Origin of the sequence: Sphingomonas sp. (genome assembly GCF_025362505.1) — a bacterium.
Lineage (GTDB): Bacteria > Pseudomonadota > Alphaproteobacteria > Sphingomonadales > Sphingomonadaceae > Sphingomicrobium.
The window spans coordinates 1-23,296 of the sequence record NZ_JANYGG010000103.1; the positions used below are offsets into that span (position 1 = coordinate 1).

The 23,296-nt window shown below is 63.4% G+C and carries 16 protein-coding genes; 4 read left to right on the forward strand and 12 right to left on the reverse strand.

What is annotated here, in order from left to right; translation table 11 throughout:
- On the reverse strand, nt 1-2,022 hold a 2,022-nt coding region (locus tag Q0R27_RS09850; protein WP_293943889.1), incomplete at its 3' end, for an FAD-dependent oxidoreductase.
- Nucleotides 2,023-2,025: 3 nt separating this feature from the next.
- Nucleotides 2,026-4,443 carry an FAD-dependent oxidoreductase gene (locus Q0R27_RS09855; RefSeq protein ID WP_293943891.1) on the reverse strand — a complete coding sequence of 806 codons (2,418 nt, stop codon included), beginning with the start codon at nt 4,441-4,443 and terminating at the stop codon, nt 2,026-2,028.
- Nucleotides 4,444-4,661: 218 nt separating this feature from the next.
- On the opposite strand from Q0R27_RS09855, the gene Q0R27_RS09860 reads away from it, so the two are divergent.
- A complete protein-coding gene (locus Q0R27_RS09860) occupies nt 4,662-5,615 on the forward strand; it encodes an NAD(P)-dependent oxidoreductase (protein WP_293943893.1) in 954 nt (317 codons plus the stop codon).
- Nucleotides 5,616-5,632: 17 nt separating this feature from the next.
- The gene (locus Q0R27_RS09865; protein ID WP_293943895.1) at nt 5,633-7,138 is read left to right on the forward strand and encodes an aldehyde dehydrogenase family protein; all 1,506 of its coding nucleotides are present in this window, start codon (nt 5,633-5,635) and stop codon (nt 7,136-7,138) included.
- On the opposite strand, the gene Q0R27_RS09870 is transcribed toward Q0R27_RS09865, so the two are convergent.
- From Q0R27_RS09870 to Q0R27_RS09900, 7 genes are all read right to left on the reverse strand, one after another.
- Nucleotides 7,135-8,049, reverse strand: a complete 915-nt coding sequence (locus tag Q0R27_RS09870) for a LysR substrate-binding domain-containing protein (RefSeq protein WP_293943897.1) — start codon at nt 8,047-8,049, stop codon at nt 7,135-7,137. The two genes, Q0R27_RS09865 and Q0R27_RS09870, sit on opposite strands and share 4 nt — an antisense overlap.
- A gap of 91 nt (nt 8,050-8,140) precedes the next feature.
- Nucleotides 8,141-9,766 (reverse strand): GMC family oxidoreductase N-terminal domain-containing protein, encoded by a 1,626-nt coding sequence (locus tag Q0R27_RS09875; protein WP_293943899.1) that lies wholly within the window; start codon nt 9,764-9,766, stop codon nt 8,141-8,143.
- Nucleotides 9,766-10,953 carry a mandelate racemase/muconate lactonizing enzyme family protein gene (locus tag Q0R27_RS09880; protein WP_293943901.1) on the reverse strand — a complete coding sequence of 396 codons (1,188 nt, stop codon included), beginning with the start codon at nt 10,951-10,953 and terminating at the stop codon, nt 9,766-9,768. Before Q0R27_RS09880 ends, Q0R27_RS09875 begins: the two co-directional genes overlap by 1 nt.
- Before the next feature lie 10 nt (nt 10,954-10,963).
- Nucleotides 10,964-12,397 (reverse strand): aldehyde dehydrogenase family protein, encoded by a 1,434-nt coding sequence (locus Q0R27_RS09885; protein ID WP_293943903.1) that lies wholly within the window; start codon nt 12,395-12,397, stop codon nt 10,964-10,966.
- Entirely contained in the window at nt 12,390-13,691 is a 1,302-nt protein-coding gene (locus tag Q0R27_RS09890; RefSeq protein WP_293943905.1) for an MFS transporter, read from the reverse strand. The genes Q0R27_RS09885 and Q0R27_RS09890 overlap by 8 nt, the downstream gene beginning before the upstream one ends.
- 17 nt (nt 13,692-13,708) lie before the next feature.
- On the reverse strand, nt 13,709-15,712 hold the full coding sequence (locus Q0R27_RS09895) for a tetratricopeptide repeat-containing sulfotransferase family protein (RefSeq protein WP_293943907.1): 2,004 nt from the start codon (nt 15,710-15,712) through the stop codon (nt 13,709-13,711).
- A gap of 186 nt (nt 15,713-15,898) precedes the next feature.
- Entirely contained in the window at nt 15,899-18,628 is a 2,730-nt protein-coding gene (locus Q0R27_RS09900) for a TonB-dependent receptor (RefSeq protein WP_293943909.1), read from the reverse strand.
- Nucleotides 18,629-18,985: 357 nt separating this feature from the next.
- Between Q0R27_RS09900 and Q0R27_RS09905 the strand changes: the two genes are divergently transcribed.
- Entirely contained in the window at nt 18,986-20,128 is a 1,143-nt protein-coding gene (locus tag Q0R27_RS09905) for a DUF3089 domain-containing protein (RefSeq protein ID WP_293943911.1), read from the forward strand.
- On the opposite strand, the gene Q0R27_RS09910 is transcribed toward Q0R27_RS09905, so the two are convergent.
- Entirely contained in the window at nt 20,125-21,348 is a 1,224-nt protein-coding gene (locus Q0R27_RS09910) for an aromatic ring-hydroxylating dioxygenase subunit alpha (RefSeq protein WP_293943913.1), read from the reverse strand. The genes Q0R27_RS09905 and Q0R27_RS09910 overlap by 4 nt on opposite strands.
- Before the next feature lie 225 nt (nt 21,349-21,573).
- On the opposite strand from Q0R27_RS09910, the gene Q0R27_RS09915 reads away from it, so the two are divergent.
- Nucleotides 21,574-22,521, forward strand: a complete 948-nt coding sequence (locus tag Q0R27_RS09915; protein ID WP_293943915.1) for a LysR substrate-binding domain-containing protein — start codon at nt 21,574-21,576, stop codon at nt 22,519-22,521.
- Here Q0R27_RS09915 and Q0R27_RS09920 read toward each other — a convergent pair.
- Nucleotides 22,518-23,015: a sarcosine oxidase gamma subunit gene (locus Q0R27_RS09920; protein ID WP_293943917.1), complete on the reverse strand. Its 498-nt coding sequence runs from the start codon at nt 23,013-23,015 to the stop codon at nt 22,518-22,520. The two genes, Q0R27_RS09915 and Q0R27_RS09920, sit on opposite strands and share 4 nt — an antisense overlap.
- On the reverse strand, nt 23,008-23,296 hold a 289-nt coding region (locus tag Q0R27_RS09925), incomplete at its 5' end, for a glycine cleavage T C-terminal barrel domain-containing protein (RefSeq protein ID WP_293943919.1). The genes Q0R27_RS09925 and Q0R27_RS09920, both read right to left, overlap by 8 nt.

The window sequence follows — 23,296 nt, forward strand, 5'->3', positions numbered from 1 at the left end:
CTCCATCCGCAGCGCATTCAGCGCATGATAGCCGCAGTGCTTCAGGCCAAACGCAGCCCCCGCAGCGACGATCTCGTCATAGACCCCGGTCATGAATTCGGTCGGGATATACAGTTCCCAGCCCAGCTCTCCGACATAGGTGATCCGCGACGCGCGGACGATCGCATAGCTGAGCTCGATCTCCTGCGAGGTCGCGAAGGGGAAGGCCTCGCTGGACAGGTCGTTGGGCGAAATGGACTGAAGCAGCGCGCGCGAATTTGGCCCCATGATCGAGATCACGCCCATGCCCGACGAAATATTGGTCAGCACGGCATGTGCATCGTCGGGGATATGGCGCTTGAGCCAGTTAAAATCGCGCGTCTCGCTTTCGGCGCCGGTGACGAGCAGAAATGCGGTATCGGTCAGCCGCGTCACCGTCAGGTCGGCCTCGATCCCGCCCTTCTCGTTGAGCCACTGCGTGTAGATCAGCCGCCCGCACGCAACGTCGACCTCGTTCGCGCACACCCGGCCCAGCACGCGCAGCGCGTCGCGGCCCTCGAGCCGGAACTTGGCGAACGACGACTGGTCGAACAGCCCGACCGCCTCGCGCACCGCCTTGCACTCGGCCGCACAATTTTCAAACCAGTTCTGGCGACCAAAACTATATTCGTATGCAGGAGTCGACCCCGGCTCGCCGTACCAGTTGGGCCGTTCCCAACCGAACGCCTCGCCATGACAGGCACCCGCCGCCGCGACCCGGTCATGGATCGCCGAGCGTCGCACCCCGCGGGCCGTCTCATACTGCTTGAACGGATAATGGGTCGCATAGAGCAGCCCGAGGCTCTCGCTGACCCGCTCGCGCAGATATTTGCGGTTGATCTGGAACGGCATGTTGCGGCGGACATCGACCGACCACAGGTCGGCGGGGGGCAGGCCGTCGCGGATCCATTCGGCCATGACCTTGCCGATCCCGCCGGCTGATTGCAGCCCGATCGAATTGAGCCCCGCCGCGACGAAGCAGCCCTTGAGTTCGGCACTCTCGCCCAGATGATAGCGCACATCGGGAGTGAAGCTCTCGGGGCCGCAGAAGAACTTCTGGATACCGGCGTTCTCGAGCGCCGGGACGCGGCGCATCGCGTCGACCAGCACCGGCTCGAAATGGTCGAAGTTCCCTTCGATCTCGTCGAAACAGAAATCCTCGGAAATGCCGTCCATGCCCCACGGTCGCGCATTGGGCTCGAACGCTCCGACCAGCAGTTTGCCCGCATCATATTTATAATAGCCGCAATAATCATAGTCGCGCAGCACCGGAAGCGAAGGCGACAGCCCGTCGATCCCCTCGAACAGCACATAATAATGCTCGCAGGCATGGAGCGGGACGGTGACCCCGATGCTCGCCGCGAGGTCGCGGGTCCACATCCCCCCGCACAACACGACATGATCGGCGTCGATCTGCCCCTGGTCGGTCTCCACCCCGGTGACGCGCTCGCCGTCGTGACGGATTTTCGTGACTTTTGTGTTCTCGAAGATGCGCGCGCCACCGCTGCGCGCGCCCTTGGCGAGCGCCTGGGTGATGTCGACTGCGTTGGCATAGCCGTCGCTCGGGATGTGAATGCCGCCGACCAGATCGTCGACATTGGCGATCGGATAGAGCTCCTTGATTCGCTCGGGGGTAATCACCTCGACCGGCAGGTCGAACACCTTGGCCATCGACGCGCTGCGCTTGAGTTCCTCGAAACGCTCGGCAGTCGTCGCCATCGAGATCGAGCCGCACTGGCGATACCCCGTCGCCTGGCCTGTCTCGGCTTCCAGCCCGCGGTATAATTCGCCGGTATATTTCGCGAGCCGCGTCATGTTGATCGACGGGCGAAGCTGCCCGACCAGCCCCGCCGCATGCCAGGTCGTCCCGCTGGTTAGCTGCTTGCGCTCGAGCAGGACGACGTCGCTCCAGCCGATCTTGGTCAGATGATAGGCGATCGAACAACCGATCACCCCGCCACCGACGATGACGACGCGCGCGCGGCGGGGAAGCTCAGCGGCCATCGGTCAGGCCTTCATCTGGGCGTTATCGACGTCATAAGCCGGCTGGTCGAGCACCATCGCCGGACGGCGCTCGCCCTGGACCTGGATGTCGAACCGCGTTCCGGCGTCGGCGAACGCCGGGTCGATCGCGCCGAAGAACAGGCTCTTGCCGACGCGGTGACCATAGCCGCCAGAAGTCGTCATGCCGATGCAGCGATCCCCGACGAGGATCGGCTCCCCGCCGCGCGGATCGACCGTATCCGCGTCCATTTCGCCATAGATAATTCGCACCGGCCGCTCGGGCGCGTCGAGCGTCGCCTGCTTGCCGACGAACTCATCCTTCTTGAAATTGATGAAACGGCGCATGTCGGCCTCGATCATCGTCAGCTCGTTGGTCAACTCCGACCCCCACGCCTTGTAGCCCTTCTCGATCCGCATCGTGTTGACCGCGTAGAGCCCATAGTTGGCGATCCCGAGGTCCTGGCCAGCGGCCCAGATCGCCTCGTACAGCGACGCCGTGTCGTTGATCTCGGGGTGCAGCTCCCAACCCAGCTCGCCGACATAGCTGACCCTAAGAGCGCGCATCTTGTGCCCCGCGACAGCGATCTCCTGCCCGCTCAACCAGCGGAACCCCTCGTTCGACAGGTCGGCATCCGTCAGCTTCGCCAACAGATCGCGCGACCGCGGTCCGCTGAGCACCAGGACACCGCGATGTTCGGTGACATTGGTGATCATCACCTCTTCGCCCGGCAGCCGGCTCTGGATCATCAGGTCGAGGTCGCGCTGCTCGGCTGCTGCGGCGGACAGACAGTAGAAATGATCGTCGGCAAAGCGCGTCACCGTCATTTCGCCCTGGATCCGCCCTCCGCGCGACAGCGGATGGACCAGCGCGATGCCGCCGAGCTTGGTCGGCATGCGATTGGCGCAGATTCGGTTGAGGAACGCTTCGGCATCACGCCCGGTGATGTCATATTTCGCAAAACCGGTCAGGTCGAGCACGCCGACCCGCTCGGCTACCGCGCGCACCTCGTCGGCGACGACCTCGAACACATTCGTCCGATCGTATCCGGATTCCTCCGGACGGCCGTCGAGCGAGAACCACTTGGGCCGCTCCCAGCCATAGGTCTCGCCATAAACAGCGCCCATTCCTGCCAGCCGATCGTACAGCGGGCTGGTCCGTTGCGGGCGGCCGTCGGGCTCTTCCTCACCCGGCAGGCGCGTGGTGAAAGTCAGGCGGTAGTCGAGGAACACCTTCGCGCGCGAATAGGCTTCGTCGGCGAACGGGCCATACCGGCGCGGGTCGAACTCGACCATGTTGATCTCGGAGTCGCCCTCGACCATCCACTGCGCCAGATATTTTCCCGCACCGCCACCTTGCGCGATCCCGAACGACGTTCCGCAACAATGCCAGAAGTTGCGCAAGCCCGCCGCTGGTCCGAGCAGCGGTCCGCCGTCGGGGGTGTGCGGGATCGCGCCGTTGACGATGCGCCGGATGCCGACCTCGCCGAACACCGGCATTCGTTCGATCGCGCGCTCGACCCATCCGGCGATGCGGTCGAGGTCGTCGGGGAACAGCTCGCTGGTCGATTCCCATTCGGGCATGCCCTTGGGCGCCCAGGCTTCCTTATACTCGACATTCTCGTAAATGCCGATCAGCCCGCTATTCTGTTCCTGCCGGAAATAGCCCGACACATAGGGGCAACGCATCACCGGGATTTCCTCGTCGCGGTCGATGAATGCCTGGATCGGGTCGGTGACGAGGTAATGATGCTCCATGTTGGTCACCGGGATGTCGACGCCAGCCATCTGCGCGACTTGCCGCGCGTAGCAACCCGCGGCGTTGACGACGATTTCGGCACGGATGACCCCCTGTTCGGTCGCGACGTCCCACTCGCCCGACGGCAGCTGCGTCAGCCCGGTCACGCGATTGTTGCGGACGATGGTCGCGCCCATCTGCTTCGCGCCGATCGCCAGCGCGTTGCAGATGCCCGACGGATCGGCGTGGCCGTCCTGCGTCGTCCACGCGCCGGCGATCACGCCGTCGGTGGTCATGAACGGGTTGATCCGCCTGATCTCGTCGGGACTGATAATTTCCATCTCGAAGCCGATGATCTTCGAATAGCCGTGGATATAACGCAGCCACGCCAGTTCGCGCTCGTTCGTGGCGAGCCGGATCCCGCCCGACTTGTGCCAGCTGACATATTGCCCCGTCATGCCCTCGAGCCGGGGGTAAAGCTGGTTGCTGTAGGCGTGCATCTTGGCAAGGTTGAAGCTGCCGGTGATGCTCGGGCACTGCCCCGCCGCGTGCCAGGTCGATCCGGAAGTCAGCTCGTCCTTCTCGACCAGCATGATGTCGGTCCAGCCAAGTTCCGCGAGATGATAGAGCAGGCTGGCTCCCATGATCCCGCCGCCAACGATCACCACCCGCGCACTATTTTTCATGCCACCCGATCTTTCTCGCCTCGATCGCCAAGCAATAGAGCGGCTCACGACTAAGCGACAATTTCAATATTATGCCGAGTACCCCAAAAAAATTTCGCTGATTGCGAAAATTCTTCATTTGTATCGCCACCACCGGACCGATTTAAGAAACCACATCAAGGCGCTCGGCGAACGGGGCGGACTCACGAAATTGCCCACAGCGGGATTGTTTTTACTCCATGAAGATCGGTTTCATCGGCCTCGGCAATGTCGGCGGAAAGCTCGCCGGAAGCCTGATCCGCAACGGCCACGACGTCACCGTCCGCGATCTCGACGACGCCCTTGTCCAATCCTTCGTCGCGCGCGGTGCGCGGGCCGCCTCGTCGCCCCGCGAATTGGGCGAAGCGGTCGATCTGATCGTCACCTGCCTCCCCTCGCCGGCCGCGAGCTCGGTGGTGGCGGAAGGTCCCGACGGTTTCCTCCCCGCGCTGGGCCCGGGCAAGGTCTGGCTCGAAATGAGCACGACCGACCATAGCGAGGTCATCCGCCTCGGCGCGCTGGTCGAGGCGACCGGCGCGATGATGATGGAGTGTCCGGTGTCGGGCGGCTGCCATCGTGCCGATACCGGCAATATCGCAATCTTCGCCGGCGGGCGGCGCGAGGCATTCGAATTTGTCCTGCCTGTCCTGACGACGATGGGCCGCCGCATCCTCCACGCCGGCGAACTCGGCACCGCCTCGCAGCTCAAGGTGATGACCAATTTCCTGTGCACGGTCCACCTCGTCGCGCTCGCCGAGGCGCTCACCGTTTGCCAGGCGGCGGGCATGGACATGAACACCGTCTACGAGGCGATCCGCATCTCGTCGGGCAATAGCTTCGTCCACGAAACCGAGTCGCAAATCATCCTCAACGGCAGCCGTGACATCAACTTCACGATGGACCTGGTGGTCAAGGACGTCAGCCTGTTCGACACCATCGCCCGGCAGAACCATGTCCCGGTCGAGCTTTCGCCGCTGATCGTCGACATATTCAGGAAGGGCGTCGCAGCCTATGGCCCTCGCGAACATTCGCCCAATATCATCCGCCGATACGAGGAGCCCTTGGGGATTAAGGTGCTCGGCACCGGCTTCCCGGCGGAGATGGTGGATGATGAGCCGGAAGAAGCCGGCTATGAGATCATTCCCCGGCGCTAGATAAGGACGCAGATCGCATGACCGAAGCGATGGCTACTCTCGCTGACTGGTCGCGTGCCGCCGCCGGCGTGACGATCGAACCCGGCCTGTTCATCAACGGCAAGTTCCGTCCCTCCGCCACCGGCGAAACCTTCGCGGCGGTCAACCCCGCGACCGGCAATATCACCGCGCAGATGGCGTGCGGATCGGTCGCCGACATTGACGCCGCCGTCGCCGCCGCCAAGGCCGCGTGGGACGATGGCCGCTGGCGCCACATGCTTCCTCGTCAACGCATGGCAATTTTCGCCCGCTTTGCCGACCTGGTGGAAGCGCACGCCCACGAATTCGCGCTCCTCGAAAGCCTCGCGATGGGCAAGCCGGTGACCGACGCGCTCAACATCGACATCCCCGAAACCGTCGTCACGATCCGCTATTTCGGCGAATGCATCGACAAGATCGCCGGCTCGGTCAGCAATTCGGCGCACGATGCGGTCCACATGGTGTCGCGCGAACCGCTCGGCGTGGTCGGTGCGATCTCGTCATGGAACTACCCCTTGCTGATGGCGACGTGGAAGGTCGCGCCGGCGCTCGCGGCGGGCAATTGCGTGGTGCTCAAGCCTGCCCAGCAGGCGCCGTTCAGCTGCCTGAAGCTCGCCCGGCTGTTCGTCGAGGCCGGAGGCCCCGAGGGCGTGTTCAATGTCGTCAACGGGTTCGGACCCGACGCGGGGAAGGCACTCGCGCTCCATCCCGACGTCGCCAAGATCAGCTTCACCGGGTCGACCAGGGTCGGCAAGCAGCTGATGATTTACGCCGGCCAGTCGAACCTCAAGCGCGTCAGCCTCGAGACCGGCGGCAAGAGCCCGCAGATCTTCATGCCCGACCTGCCCGACCTCGACCGTGCCGTCGATGCAGCGGTCATGGGCATTTTCGACAATGCCGGTCAGGTCTGCAACGCCGGGTCGCGCCTGCTCGTCCACCGCGACATCCATGATGAATTTGTCGAAAAAATGTCCCGCCGGGCCGCCCAACTTTATGCGCCCGGCAACCCGCTCGATCCGGCGACCACGCTCGGGCCGATGGTCTCGCGCAATCAGCAGCAGGTTGTGCTCGGCTGGATCGAGAAGGGCAAAGCCGACGGCGCCACCCTTGCCTTTGGCGGGCATGACGTGCCGACAATGGCCGATGGGGCCTATGTGGTGCCGACCCTCTTCACCGACATCGCCCCGACGATGGACATTGCCCGCGAGGAAATCTTCGGACCGGTCGCCGGGTTAACTTCGTTCCGCGACGAAGCCGAGGCGGTCAGGATCGCCAACGACTCAATCTACGGCCTCGCCGCCAGCGTCTGGACCAACGACGTGAGACGCGCCCACCGCATGGTCAAGGCGATCGAGGTCGGCGTCGTGTGGGTCAATTGCTTCGGCGATGGCGACATGACCCAGCCGTTCGGCGGCTTCAAGCAATCGGGCAATACGCGCGACAAGTCGATGGAATGTCTCGCCGGCTACATGCAGTCCAAGTCAGCCTGGTTTTCGCTAGGCTAAGCAGCAGCAGCGTCGACGTGCGCCGACATCCACTCGATGAACTTGCGGATGCGCAGGTTGTCCTTCATGTCCTTGCGGCAGATCAGTCCCCATTCGCCGGGACACACCGTCTTGTGCGGGACCGGCCGGACCAGCCGTCCCGCCGCCAGGTCGGCATCGACGAACGGCCCGTTGACCAGCGCGATCGCCTGCCCCTCGAGCGCCATCTCGAGCGCGACCGCGAGCGTATCGACGACCAGGTAAGGCGATGCCGGATCGAACGTCAGGTCAGCCGCTTCGAACCAGCTCTTCCAGTTTCGCACTTCGGTATAAATCGCGACGAGCGGCTGGGCGAGCAGGTCGGCAGGTTTCGGCGCCGGACCGAGCCGCGCCGCAACCTCCGGGCTGCACACCGGGAACAGGCTATATTCGAACAGCGGCACCCAATGGTATTTCGGGTTGGGCGGGACCTCGCAGTACACCAGTCCGACGTCGGCGTGGACATCGTCGAACTCCCATTCGACCGCGCAGGTGCTCAGCGTGACGTTGACCTCGGGGTGATCGGCGATGAACTGCGGCACTCGCCGCGCCAGCCAGCGGATCGACGCGGTGACGTAAGTCTGCACGCGCAGCGGCTTGTCGACCGCATTGCGCCGGACCGCTTCGACCCCTTCGAGCAGCGATTCGAACGCCGCGCGGACGTAAGGATAGAGGATCCGTCCTTCCTGGGTCGATGCGATGTGCCGCCCATTCTGCTCGAACAGCTCGACGCCCAGCGCCTGTTCGATCAGCTGGACCTGATGACTGACCGCGGGATGGGTCAGGCACAGTTCGTCTGCGGCGTTGCGAATACTCTGGTGCCTCGTCGCGGCTTCGAACCCGCGCAGGGCTTTGAGCGGCGGCAACGCGCCAAGATCAATCTTGTTGGCCAACTGCGCCTGCCCTCCCGAAATCGAGTCGCGGGAGAGTCTATCAGCACCGGGCGGCATCGGTAAAATAAACTGACTCGCCGTTAGGAGCGCATCAGCCGGCGCGGGCGTCCTCGATGATCATCGCCGCACCCTTTTCCGCTACCATCACCGTCGGCGCATTGGTGTTGCCCGAAGTGATCGTCGGGAAGATCGAGGCGTCGATCACGCGCAGACCCTCGATCCCGTGCACGCGAAGTCGGGCATCGACCACCGAGGTGCGCGGATCGGGTCCCATCGCGCAGCTGCTGGTCGGATGATAGACCGTGTCCGCCCGCGCCCGGAAATCCTCCAGGAGCGCGTCGTCGCTGTCACCGACCGCGCTCCCGGGGACAATCTCCTCGGTGATGATGTCCGCCAGCGGCTCCGTCCGCGCCAGCCTGCGGATCAACCGGCATCCGACGAGCGCCTCGGCGACGTCCTGCTCGGTCGACAGGTAATTCGGCTGAATCAAGGGCGGCGAAAAAGCGTCGGCCGACCCGATCCGGATATTCCCTCGACTCGTCGGCCGGCAGGCATTGAACGACAGCAAAAAGGCGGAAAAAGGATCCGGATTGAGCAGCTTGCGGGCCGACAGCGGGGTTTGTGTATAGCTCACCGGGCTGAAATAAAGCTGCAGGTTGACGTGCCGCTCGTCATCCCGACTGCGCACGAACCCGCCCCCTTGATTGACGCTCATCGACAATGGCCCGCCGCGATCCCACGCGTACCGCAGCCCCGCCCGCAACTTGCCCAGCAAGGGTCGCAGTTCGTCGTTGAGCGTCGGAAGCCGCGACTTGTAGAAATAGGACACCGCGAGATGGTCCTGCAGGTTCGCGCCGACAGCGGGCAGGCTTTCGACCACGTCGATCCCGAGCGGCGTCAGCAGCGCCGGGTCGCCAATCCCGGACAGCTGCAACAACTGGGGAGAATTGATCGCACCTCCGGCCAGGATCACCTCGCGCCGCGCGCGCACCTCGATCTCACGGCCGCCGCGCCGATAGCGAATGCCGACCGCCCGCCGCCCCTCGAACAGGATCCGCGTGGCATGGGCCCCCGTCCGCAGCACCAAATTCCGCCGACGAAGAGCGGGGCGCAGGAAGGCATTGGCGCTCGACGCCCGCCGTCCCCGGTGCGTGTTGATGGGGTAGACGCCGACTCCCTCGTGCGGCGACGCATTGAGGTCGGGGTTGCGCTGAAATCCCAGCGCCTGCGCTGTCTCGATGAATCGCTCGCACAACGGATGCGCGCCCAAGCTGATGTCGGTGACGTGCATCGGCCCATCGCCGCCGTGGGTTTCGCAGGCTCCATGCTGATAGCTTTCCGACTTGCGAAAATAGGGCAGGACATCGTCCCACGCCCAACCGTCATTGCCCAGCGCCTGCCAGTCGTTGAAATCGCGCGGCTGGCCGCGGACATAGACCATCGCGTTGATCGATCCCGACCCGCCGATCACCTTGCCACGCGGCCAATAACTGTTGCGCCCGTTCAGCCCGGTAACCGGCTCGGTATCGTACATCCAGTTGATGCGCTTGTCGAAATAGGTCCGACCATAGCCGATCGGCAACTGGATCCAGATCGAACGGTCGCTTCCTCCCGCCTCGAGCACAAGCACGCTCGCCTTGTCGTCTTCCGACAGGCGATTGGCCAATACGCACCCCGCCGTCCCCGCGCCGACAATCACATAGTCGAAGCTTTCCATCAGCCGATGGGGTGCCCGGTCATATCGAGGTGCAACATCGTGCCGGTGTAAGGATGCCGCGCCGCGACCTCCTCATCGAGCTCGACCCCCAGCCCGGGCTCGGTCGGCGGCAGGACATACCCCTCCTCCCAGCGGATCGGCGTCTTCAGTATTTCGGCGTGGAAGCCGCCCCATTGCTCGATCCCCTCGAGGATGAGGAAGTTGGGCGAGCAGGTCGCGATCTGGATGTTCGCCGCCCCGACCACTGGCCCGCAGTAAAGATGCGGAGCGATCTGCGCATGATGGACCTCGGCCATCCCCGCGATCTTCTTCGCCTCGAGCAGCCCGCCGACCCGGCCCAAATTCAACTGCAGGATCGCCGCCGCCCCGCAATCGAGCAATCGCGCAAAATCATATTTGGTCGCCAGCCGCTCGCCCGCCGCGACCGGGATCGAGGTCCCCCGCGCAACCTTGGCCATCTCCTCGGGCGCGTCGGGCGGGACCGGCTCCTCGAACCACAGCGGGTCATAGGGCTCGAGCCGGCGCGCCAGGCGAAGCGCGCCCGCTGCGGTCATCTGGCCATGCGTTCCGAACAACAGGTCGGCCTTGCTCCCGACCGCCTCGCGCAACTGCCGGGCGAACCGCTCCGAAAGGTCGAGCGCCTCGAGCGACAGCTGCCGCCCGTCGAACGCCGAATAGGGCCCCGCCGGATCGAACTTCAGCGCGGTAAACCCTTGCGCGACATAGTCGACCGCCCGCTCGGCGGCGAGGTCGGGGTCGTGATAAACGTCGGTCTGGTCGCCCTCGCGCGGGTAGATATAGGTATAGCTGCGCAGCCGCTCATGCACCCTGCCGCCGAGCAGCTTGTAGACCGGCTGCCCCGCTTCCTTGCCGATGATGTCCCAGCAGGCCATCTCCAGCGCGCTCAGCACGCCCATTACCGTCAAGTCGGGATGCTGGGTGAAGCCGCTGGAATAAACCCGCCGCCACAGCGTCTCGATGTCATGCGGATCCTGCCCGCGCGCATAGCGATCGAACACATCCTCGATCATCTTCGCGACAAGGTGCGGTTCGAACGGCACGCAATAGGCCTCGCCGATCCCCGACACATTGCCGTCGGTGGTCAGCTTGACGAACACGAAATAGCGCCCGCCGAAGTGGGGCGGCGGATTGCCGACGACGAAGGTCTCGATATCGGTCAGTTTCACGGCGCGCGCTTCACGCCGAATAGCCGTTCATGACCTTGACCTCGAGGAAGTCGTGAAGCCCCCATTCGCCCCACTCGCGGCCATTGCCCGACTGTTTGTAGCCGCCGAACGGCGAGCAATAATCCTGACCGCCGCCATTGAGATTGACGCTCCCGGCGCGGAGCTGGCGCGCGACCCGCCGGGCGCGGTCGAGGTCGAGGCTCTGGACATAGGCGGCGAGGCCATAGGGCGTGTCGTTGGCGATCTCGATGGCGTCGGCTTCATCCTTGAACGCGATCATCACCAGCACCGGCCCGAACACTTCCTCGCGCGCGATCGTCATGTCGTTGGTGACATTGGCGAACACCGTCGGCCGGGCGAAATACCCCCGCTCAAAGCCATCCGCTCGTCCGGGTCCACCGGCAACCAAGGTCGCACCTTCATCAATCGCAACCTCGATCAGCCGCTGGATCTTGTCATATTGCGCCTTGCTCGCGACCGGGCCGAGATGAGCGCCTCGCGCCGTCGGGTCGCCGAGCGTGACCGTCTGCGCCACCCGCCGCGCTATCGCCACCGCCTCGTCATACGCCGACGCTTCGACCAGCATTCGCGTCGGTGCGTTGCACGACTGACCACTGTTTCCGAAGCAATGCAGCACACCGCGCGTAACCGCTGCCTCTAGCCCGTCGTCGGCAAAGACGATGTTCGGCGACTTTCCGCCAAGCTCCTGCGACACGCGCTTGACCGTGTCGGCCGCCGACTTCGCGATCTGGATGCCGGCGCGGGTCGATCCGGTGAACGACACCATGTCGACTTGCGGATGGCTGGTCAGCGCGTCGCCGATCGCCGCACCGGTGCCGTGGAGCATGTTGAACACCCCCGCCGGGAAGCCCGCCTCATCGACGAACTCGGCGAACAGCTGAGCCGACAGTGGTGCCATTTCGCTCGGCTTGAGAATCATCGTGCAGCCCGCCACCAGCGCTGGCCCGACCTTTGCCGCGATCTGGTTTATCGGCCAGTTCCACGGCGTGATCAGCACGCACACCCCGATCGGCTCATGAACCAGCATGGCCTTGCCGCCAATCGGCTTCTCCCACTCCATCGCGCGCGCCGCCTTGATCGTCTCGCCGAGATGGCCGGGACCACATTCGGCTTGCGCGTCGTGCGCGAGGTCATAGGGCGCGCCCATTTCGCTCGAGATCGCTTGCACCATTTCGTCGAAGCGCCGCTGGAACACCGCGATCAGCCGCTCGACCAGCCCAATCCGCGTGTCGAGCGGCATGGCGCTGTACGACTGGAACGCCGCGCGCGCTGCCTTGACCGCACGGTCGACATCGTCGGGGCCGCACAGGGCGATGGTCGCGATCCGTTCCTCGGTCGCCGGGTTGACCGCGTCGACCGTCGCCGCCGATGTCAGCGGTAAAACCCATTCACCCGCGATATATGATCGCAACATATCAGACATGCCCGACCGCCCGCTCCTGATCGGCGACGATCGTCCTGGCCGCCGCGAAGTAATGGAAGGCCGCCCAGAAGCCCGTCGGCGCGAGGATCAACAGTGCGGTCCGCAACGACGCCGCGTCCGCGCCGCCTGGTCCGGCGAAGTAGTCGCTCATCCATCCCACCACTTGCGGCGCAACGATCAGGTTGAAGACATTGGCGACAAGCAGCGCGATCGCGGTGAACATCGCCCGCATCCGCGGCGGTGCCAGGTTCTGGCCAAGCGCGAATGCCGGCCCGATATAGAAATAGATCGCCGGAATGAAGATCCACCACATCGCCGTCGCAAGCGGGAGCGAGTGGGTGTAGTAGGCGATGATCGATGGGACCGTCGTCACCGCCGTTACCGCGCCGAGCAGGTAAACGATCCGGCGCGGATCGACGAACGCCGGCCGCGCGAGCAGCCACGCCGTCAGGAGAGAAGCCGAAATTCCCATGACGAGGTGGATCGGCCCGACGATCGCCCCCGCCGACCCTACGTCAAGATGGTAAGTCCGCTGGATGAAGGTCGGCGTGAACCACATCAGGCCCCAGCCCCACAGCGCCGACACGCCGCTGCCCATGATCACATGAAACGCCGCTTTCTGAGACCAAATGAATTTAAGGCTCTCCTTCAACGTCGGCGCGGCGGCATCCGATTTCGCATCGAGCTGGCCGCGCTTGGGCTCCTTGACGGTGAAATAGACGATCAAAGCGAGCACCACGCCGGGCACGCCAAGTACGAGGAAGGCGGCACGCCAGCCATAGGCATGCGCCACCGCGCCCGCCATGTCGGCCCCGAGCCACGCCCCGATCGGCGCGCCGAGCGCGAAGATGGTCATCGCCATCGGCCGCCGGTCCGCTGGAAAATAGTCACCGATGATCGCATTGCACGCCGGCGTCCCGCCCGCCTCGCCGATGCCGACCCCCATCCGCGCCAGCAACAGTTGCGAATAGCCGCGCGACAGTCCGCACATCGTCGTCATGACCGACCAGGCGGCGATCGACGCGGCAAGCAGATTCTTGCGGTTGTAGCGATCGGCGACCCACGACAGCGGAATACCCATCGTTACGTAAAACAGCGCCAGCGACACACCCGTCAAAAAGGCGATCCCGCCGTCGGTCAGCTTGAGCTCGAGCCGGATCGGCTCCAGCACCGTCGACATCACGTACCGATCGGCGATATTGATCGTGTAGACCAGCATCGTGATGAACAGGACGTACCAGCGCAGTTTGAACGTCGTGTCGCGTTCAGCCCCAGCCGCAATTACACTGGCCATATTTCCGTCCTTCACAGCTACATATTGACGAGTTCAGGCCCCAGGACCGTTCGCAATGGATTGAGGTAGGGCAAGTAATTTTCCCACTGATCCAGTCCACTTCGAAAGATCGGCTGCCGCACCTGCTCGGAACTCGCGGTCCGAACCGCGCGGTCGTTGGCGTGGAAATCGATGCACCCCTGTTCGAACGGCACGCCGATGAAGTCGAGCAGGCGGCGCACCTGCGCTTCGAGATCGGTCACCACGTCGTGGTAATCGACACGCAGGACCTTGCCGGGAAGGACCGCATCCCAGTGGTCCATCAACCGCACATAGTCCCGATAATAATGGCCGACTTCCTCGAGGCCGTAGGTAAACTCCTGCCCCTCGGCAAACAATTGCTTGAACCCGCTGAAACAGCAACTCATCGCCCCACGCCGCGCGTCGATGATCTTCGCATTGGGCAGGATCATGTGAACGAGGCCAAGGTGCCGGAAATTGTTCGGCATCTTGTCGATGAAATAGGGCGTTTCCGCCTTGCGATGGATCATCGTGTCGCGGACATAGGCGTCGCCGAACCCGGTAAGCTCGTCTTTCGTGAGTTCGCCGAGATTGCCCGGATACCGCGCTTCGTCCCCGACCCGCCGCCGCCCGTCGATCTTGTGCGCCAGCGCGAGGATGTTGGGCAGTTCCATTGTGCCCTCGATCTGCGAATGCGACGCGAGGATCTGCTCGATCAGCGTCGATCCCGCGCGCGGCAGCCCGACGATGAAGATCGGGTCGCGCGCTGAACTGCCCGAGCCACGCTTTGAGTCCAGCAGCGCCGAACTGACATGCTCGACCTGCAGGTCGATTTCCCCCGAAATCCGCCGCCAGTCATACTTCAGTTCGTCGCGCTTCAACCGATTGCCGCGCTCGTAATAGTCGAATGACTTGGCGTATTCACCGCGATCCTCGAGCGCCTTGCCCAGCGCGAAACACAGATGGTAGCGATCTGCCAGCCTCGTCGTCGCCGCATCCTCCGCCGCGCGCATCTGTTCGATTTCGGCATCCTGGAATCGGTACGTCTTGAGGTTGGCCAGGCTCCAGTATGCGTCGCCGAGCTCGGGCTTCACCGTATAGGCGCGGCGATAGGCAGCGATTGCCTCCTCCTGTTTGCCGACTGTCTTGAGCGCATGGCCGAGCGTCAGGTTGATGCCGGGGCTGTTGGGGGTCTTCGCCAGCAGTCTTTGGTAAATACCCAGCGCCTCGTCGAAATTGCCGAGCAACAGATTCTCGTTGGCATAGAGCATTTCGACCTGGGCATTGCCCGGGTCCTTGCTCCTCAATTCGGTCGCCTGCTCGAGCGCCCGCTCAAACTTATGCCGCTTGTTGAGCACGTCGACATAATCATAGCGCGCAAGCAGGAAATCGGGCTCGAGCACGACGCAGGATTCGAGCAGGAATTCGGCCTCGTCGAGTACGTTGAACTTAGTCCCGATCTGCGCGAGCAGCCGCATCGCCTCGACGTCATGGCCATGCGTCTGAAGATATGCGCGGCACTGTCGTTCGGCGTTGAACAGCCGGCCCTCCTCGATTGCGCTCGCCACGCTGAGCAGTTCCGGCGGCATGTCCGCCAGCCGCAGATATTGCGCCGACGCATGGTCCGCGGCGTCGCGGCGCCCGGCGGCGAGATGAAGGTCGGCGAGCATCTGCCAGCTTGCGGCCAATGCCCCGTTATGGCTGACCGCGACTTGATAGGCGGTCAGCGCCCGCTCGGCATCACCGATGTCGCGATAAATATGCCCGCGTTCCTGGAAGGCCCGCCCATAGGTCGGATCGAGCTCGATCAACTGACCGACCAGCAGCAATGCCTCGCCATAATGCCGGCCATAACGCTGCGCTACCGCGGCGGTGTAGAGCGCATCGCGATGCTGCGGCTCACGATCGAGGATCTGCTCGCACAGCGCTCCTGCCTCGACGAACTTCCCGTTTTGCAGCAGTCCCTTGGCGCGGCGGAGCCGATCTTCGCTGTCCGTCGAACCCTGCGCCGTCAGCGTCATTCAAAAATCCTCAAGAGCCTGATGGTTTGAGGAGGAAGTGCTTCGCGCTTCCGCTGAAACCGAGAATCAGGCTCTAATTATATGCTTAGACCATGAATCACGGCTCAGATTGATTCAATCTGAAACGATCATGGTCTAGCGAAATCCCCTCCCCCCGATGAGGGAGGGGATTTCACAACGCACGATCTAGATTTTCGTCGATACGCGCAAGCCGATTGTACGCGGCCGAGAGGTGGTGATGCGGTTGGTCCCGTCGTTGCCGCTGACGTACAGTTGCGGCCGGGCATCGCTCAAGTTTTCGCCGAACAGTTCGATCGACCACTGGTCCTTCGAGACGCCGATCGACGCGCTGTAGGTGCTGTAGGCGGCCTGATTCTGCGAAACCGGGATTGGGACGACTACATCGCCCGGCTTCACCGTCACGCCATTGTAGGTAACCGGGATGCTCGTGACATAGCCCAAGCTCGGGTTAAACGACTGGTAGCGAATGTCGACGTTGGAAATGTCGGACGAGATGCTCTTGCCGACATGGTGGAATGCGCCCTGGATGAACGGCCGTAGCCCCGATGCCATTTCCTTCTCGTAGCGCCCGCGGACATTGAACTGGAATTTCGGGCTGAGCGCCAGCGGGCTGCCGATCGGAAGAAGCACGACGGTGTTCTTGCGATATTTGGTCAGCTTCGAGTCATTGTACGAAAAGGCGCCGTTGAACGTCAGGTCCCGCGTCGCCCGCCACGTAATATCGCCCTCGACCCCCTTGATCCGCGCATCGGTCAAGTTCGTCGTAAACGTCTGGTTCGAGATATTCTGATCGAACACCGTCATCTGGATGTTCGACCAGTCGATCTGGTAAGCGGCCAGGTTGATCTGCAGCGAGTGATTGAGCAGCGCCAACTTTGTCCCGATTTCGTAATTCTTGACAGTGTCGGGGACATAAACGGCCAACGCCGCAAACTCCGCTGCGGTGCATCCGCTTGGCACTCTGCACGGTCGCCGGTTAAAGCCGCCCGGACGGAACCCTTCCGAATAAGTCCCGTAAACCAGCGATCCCCCACCAAATTTGTAGGTGACGTTACCCTTAAGTAGCACGCCCGAATATTTTGCCGGCGAAACATCCTTGAGCAGCGTATTAAGGTTGGCGCTGATCCCGTAATAGGGCGTGGCCGTGGGCGAGACGCTGTAGGTGCCCGTGACCGGGTCATAAATGCCACGTCCGCCACTCGCGAAACTGGTGTTCGACGACCCGTTGATCGACGCCTGCTCGTCATAATAACGCGCACCGGCGGTGACCGTCAGCTGCCTTGGGATAATGTCGAACGATGCTTCGCCATAGGCCGCGATCTGCCGATCCCGGCGCTGGATGTCGTTGAAGAAGCCAACTTGCAGCGGTCGCACACTCGGATCATGCGGATTAACCGCTGGATTGGGCGCACGAGGGTTAATGAAGCCGGCAAGCGGCTCGAGATACGACCAGTCGGTATTGTCGTAGAGCTTGCTGAGGTCGTAGAATAGCCCGAACGTCCCGCGCAGCCGCTCGGCCGCCGGCGTCGTCACGCGGAATTCATGCGTGATGCGCTGGGTCTTGTTACGCACCTGGTAGCTTTTGCTCGGCGTATAGCAGGTGTTACCAATGTTGCCGTTATACGCCGCCGTGTAATACACACCGCGGTCGCACTCGTAATAAGGCACGTACAGCCCGAGGTTCGAATAACGGGCGTAATCCGCTTTCTGTACCGCATTATGATGCAAGTACGACCCCGTATAGATCGCATCGAGGAATCCAAGTCGACCCTTGAGCGTCCAGGTCGTTTCGTCGAACTTGTCGCGCAATGTGTTCGGATTGAACTGCTGGACCTTGAGGTCTCCGACTAGCGGGTCATATTCGAATACGCCGTCGACTTTCAATTGCTGACGGACGTGCATCGCCTCGATCGACCAGTCATTGTTGATCTTGAACGTCGCCGCAATGCGACCGCCCTTGTAGGTAGCGTCGTTGTAATTGTCCTCGACGAACTGGCTGTTGTTGATACTCTGGCGCATCGGCGCGTTATACTGGCTGCCGTTGCAGTTCGAGACCGTAGTCGTCGCGGTTAGTTGGCACGACTGCAGCGCGCGCATGACGAGCAGCGGGTTGCCGGTCGGCAAGCGACCGGCCTGGCCGATGTGCGCGTCGAACGGCACCTGATAGGTGCCGGGCACGTTGTCGATATAGCCGCCCTGCTGGTCGCCATAGAGCACCACGCGGACCGCGAGCCGGTCTTTGATCACCGGAATGTTGATGTAGCCGTTGCCCGCAACGCTGTTGTCGCCGCCCTTGGTGAACGAATAGGTCCCGTTGAAGCCGGCGTGATAATTTTGGAGATCCGGCTTGTTGGTGATGTAGCGCACCGCGCCACCCATCGAGCTCGCCCCGAACAACGTACCCTGCGGGCCAGCCAGCACTTCGATGCGCTGGAGATCGGCGGCGTAGAAGTCGAGGTTGCGCCCGACCAGCGAGGCCGGCGCGTCGTTGACGTAAAGCGCAACGCTCGGCGCGGTACCGGCGGTTCCGGCGATCTGCAGGCCCGGCGAGTCGGTCGACAGGCCGCGGATAAAGATCGACGAGGTGCCAGGGCCGTGCGAGGCGGTGCGGACGTTCGGCAGAAACTCGATCAGTTTCTCGAAGTTGACGACGTTGAGCTTGGCGAGCGAATCACCACTGAGTGCCTGGATGGCCAGGGGGATCTTGTTGAGCGACTCTTCGCGCCGCGTTGCGGTCACGACAATGTCGGCGATGGCGTTGGTGTTATCCGGCGCGGCCTGCGTTGTCGGCGCGGCCTGCGTCGCTGGTGCGGTCTGCGCGAAGGCTGGCGACCCCCCGGCCCCGAGCGCCGCGAGCACCGTCACTGCGGCGGATGTGCTCCAAAGAGTCTTCATAATGCTACCCCCTTTTTTATGACCCGAGCAGCGACCAAGCGCCGCGCGATCCCCGTCATTTTCTGTTATTGTCTTATCCTAGATTGTTCCCACAAAATCTATGCCACAACCAAATAGTTTTTATCGATGAGCACGAAAAGTTTTGCAGTTGAGGATTCTCGGCAACCATTTGTCCAGTCCAAATCTGTACCAATGAAGCTGATCATGACTTGGCGTTATCTACTTCATCTTAAAAAGTTATCGAACGGTCATGAGTTGCGCGCAGGGATCCGACGTGACTGCGGCGACGGGACTGCTACCTGTGCGCTAACCGATGTTTCTGGCGGCACAGGTCGCTGATCGAATTGAGGAGTTGCCATGTCGTTCGCGCTGATTCTGGCTGTGGTCGCAATGCCGTCGTTACCGGCCGACAATGACTATCAACTCGGAAGAAACTGGCTCTGCCTCCCGGGCCGGCGCGACGCCTGTGCGGTCGACCAGCGGGTGACCCGTGTCAGCGTCGATGGCGCGCTGACGATCGAACCCGGCCCGCGACCGGCACACCCGGCCGCCGATTGTTTCTACATCTACCCGACCGCCTCGCTCGACCCGGGGCCGATCAGCGACATGGTGGCCAGCAGCGACGAAACCGACCGCATCACGTCGCAATTCGCCCGCTTTGCCAGCGTCTGCCGTCCGTTCGCGCCGCTCTACCGCCAGGTCACCCTGACCGCGCTGCGTGCGCGGCTGCGCGGCGAAAAGGTCGATTGGAACGAAGAACGCGGCTATCGCGACGTCCGCGACGCCTGGCGCAATTATCTCGCCCACGACAATCGCGGACGCCCGTTCGTCCTGATCGGCCACAGCCAGGGCGCCAACGTCCTCAAGCGCCTCATCGCCGAAGAAATTGACGGCAAGCCGATCCAGCACCGGCTGCTTTCGGCGATACTCCCCGGGACGAGCCTGCTGGTCCCCAGGGGGAAGGACGTCGGCGGCGACTTCAAATCGATCCGGCTGTGCCGCGCCGCCAGCCAGACCGGCTGCGCGATCGTCTGGGCCAGCTACCGCGACACGATCCCGCCCCCCGCCAATGCGCTGTTCGGCGTTTCGCGCGATCCGGCGATGGAAGCGGCCTGCACCAACCCCGCCCGGCTCGAGGGAGGAAGTGCACCGCTCGACGCCCTCCTCGGCTTTCCGTGGTGGCGCGGCGGCGTCGCGCAGGGCGTCATGCCCAAGGCCAGCTGGCAGGTCGATGGCCGCCCGGTTCCAACCCGCTTTGCCCGGGTGCCAGGACGCCTGTCCGGCGAGTGCGTCCGCGGCGCGCACGCAAATTACCTCGCCGTCCACGTCAACACCGATCCGATTACCCCGTTCGATCGCGAACTGACCGACGAGCCGGTGATCGGCGATAACGCCTACCCCGACTGGGGCTTTCACGTCGTCGACATGGCGATCGTCCACGGCGACCTGCTGCGGCTGGTGAAGTCCCAATCCGCCGCCTGGCGCGCGCACCGGCGCTAGGCCGCGGCCCTTCGGGCGCCGCGCTCGCGAGCCAGATAGGCCTCGGCCTTGCGGCAATACCAGTCGACGAACCGAATCGCCAGCGGCTCGGCGTCGGGCGAATAAGGCCCTGGTAGATAACCCGGCGATTTGACCCCGGCGTGGTTATTCTCGGACAATTGCTTGTCCTGCAGGTTAGTCCGCGTCCACAGGTCGATCAGCCGATCGAGTTCATAATCGACGCCCTCCACCGCATCCTCATGGACCAGCCACTTTCCGATCACGTGCGTTTCGGTCGGGCTGATCGGCATGGCGAAGAAGGCGAACGTATATTCGGCGGTCGAATGGCAGAAGCTGTGCGGCTCGATCGCCCAGCGCATCGATCCAATGTCGCCATCGCCAGTCTCGCACATCAGCTTTTTGACGGTCGGCTTGCCGTCGATCGTCATCGCCGTCATCCCGGCGTTGAGCGCGAACCGCGATGCCTGCCACCAGTCCTCCTCGGCTGGCCCGATCGGCAGGCCGAGCGCTGCCATCCGCGCGTTGAACCCCGCCGAATGCTCCTTGTCGACGTCGAAGTAGGTCGACGCGTTGACCGGGAAGGTCAGCGCCAGCTCGGGATGGCCAGTCGCGCAATGATAGCATTCGCGGCCATTCTCCATCACCAGCTTCCAGTTGGCGTGCTCGACCAGCGTCGACTGGTACGCCACCTTTGCGTGCAAAAGATTGTGTGGCGCGAGCAGCGGCGTCAGCTGGCGCCGCAACGTCGAGAAGTCGGGCGGCGTCTCGGACAGGCAGATGAACATCGCCCCGGCGACCGTCTCGAGATGGATCGGCCGCAGCCCGTGATCGGCCTTGACGAAATCGTCCGGCATCCGCCCCGCCGCGAGCAGCTTGCCATTCAGGTCATAGGTCCAGCGATGATAGGGGCAGGTCAGCCGCGCCGCGCTGCCATTGCCCGGCGGACAGACTACCGAGCCGCGATGCCGGCAGCTATTGTGGAACCCGCGAATTTCGTCGTCGCGACCGCGCACGATCAGGATGGGCCAATGGCCGACCATCATCGACAGATAGTCCCCGGGCGCGCGCACTTCGGCTTCGAACCCGGCAAGCAGCCAGGATTCGCCGAAGATCGCGGTCATGTCGAAAGCAAGAGTATTGGGGTCGAGATACAGTCCCTGCGGCAGCGCATGACCCGGCCGCCGAGCCCCGAACAGTGTCGCAATTTCCGCTAAATCCACGTTCGTCCTCCGCAAGGAACCACGTAGCTTCTCTCATAGGAGCAGCGCCGAGCGAAAATTCCATTTGCGCATAACGACATGTCAAAACCGGAAGAGCGCCATTGACACGAATGTTGCGAAGCGATTGGAAAAGCGGCATTTCAGCACCGTAACATCCGACTCCGTCAGGAACCCACGATCGCCAAGCCTCAACCGATCAATCGTCGCTGGTTGCCGCTGAATGCATTGAGAGCGTTTGACGCAGTCGGGCTGCGCTTGAGCTTCACCGCGGGCGCCGAGGCGCTCAACGTCTCGCAAAGCGCCGTCAGCCGCCACATCATCAGCCTTGAGGAACTCATCGGCCGCAAACTGTTCGACCGGTCGGGGGCGCGGCTCGCGCTGACCCCCGAAGGCGAGGCGCTGCTCCCCGTGGTCAGCGCCTCGTTCGACCGGATCGAAGCGCGGATGAACTCGATCTGCCGCGCGGATTCGAGCAGCCGGCCGATTCGCATCCACGTTCCCCCCTCGCTGCTCCAGCACGTCGTGCTGCCGATGATCCGCGACTTCCACGCCGAGCATGCCGACATCAAGATCGACGTCTCGAGCAGCCACGTCACCGGCCTGCCGTCGAACATCATCGACATGGCGATCGTGTTCGACCGGCCCAATGTCGACGATCGCGTCACCGACCTCTTGTGGATGGTGCGCGTCGCGCCGGCCTGCTCGCCGCAAACCGCCGCGCGGCATAAGGGCCAGTCGCTCGAAACCTTCCTCGCCGACAACAACCTGCTCCACGTCACTCTCGACGGTGAGCCCCGCGGGCTCTTCTGGAGCCTGTATGGTCGCCAGACGGGGATCACCATCGACGCCGACCGCGGTATCGCGTTCGACACGCTCTCGCTCGCGGCGACCTATGCCATGTCGGCGGACGGCGTCGTTCTCGCCGACATCGACATGTTCGCCGACGAACTTGCCGACGGCCGGCTGGTCATGCCCTACGACGCGATCATCGAGGATGGCTTCGGCTATTACCTCAAGCTGCGCCCCGAAGACCTGTCGGATCCGGCGATCAGCCTGTTCCGCAGCTGGCTGATCAATCGCTTCGTCGAGCGCACCACGCACCGGCCAAGAGCCATTGCCAATTCAGCGGCGCAGTGGCTCGATGACGGAGACGCTCCCGCCGACAACGCCTAGGCCTGCGCCAGCGCGGCCCACAGCCACGGCGCGAAACTGCGCCACACCTCCACCCGGAACGCGTCGGGCGCGCGTTTGATGACGACGATTTCGACCGTCTCGTAGATCGTCCGCGTGCCCCGCCCGACCGCCATCCGCTCGAGGTCGAGCGGACATCCCGACATCAGCAACTCGGCGGCGAGCGGCCCGGTGACGTCGAACCCGACCTGACGATCGCTGACCTCGGTGATGCTCACCGGCTGTCCCGCTCCGTCGCCTGAGACCGCGCCGATCAGCAGCCATTCGTCGGGGCCGAGCATGACCGCTAGTTCGCCACCGCTTTCGCCGACATCGCCGATCCTCGTCGGCAACGGCACCACGGTAAACCCCGCCAGATCGCTCGCACTCCCCCGCAAATTGAAGCGCATCGCAGCTGGCACCAGCGCGACCGTGACCCCATCACCGACAAATGGCGCGCCAACCACCGGTTCGATCCGCCCGACCGTCTCAGACATTGAGCCGCGCCCCTTCCGGATCGTAGAACACCGTGCCGCCGATGACCGCCCGGATCGTCTTGCCGGGCATCGGCACATGAACCGTCTCGCCCATCCGCTGCTTGCCCCCGGTGATGACCGCCATCGCGATCGAGCGGCCTAAAGCCTCGCTCCAGTAGCTCGAGGTGACATGACCGACCATCTTCATCGGGATCGACTGGTTCGGATCGAACACGATCTGCGCCCCTTCCTCGAGCACTTCGCCCGGGTCCTCGGTCAGCAGCCCGACGAGCTGCTTGCGC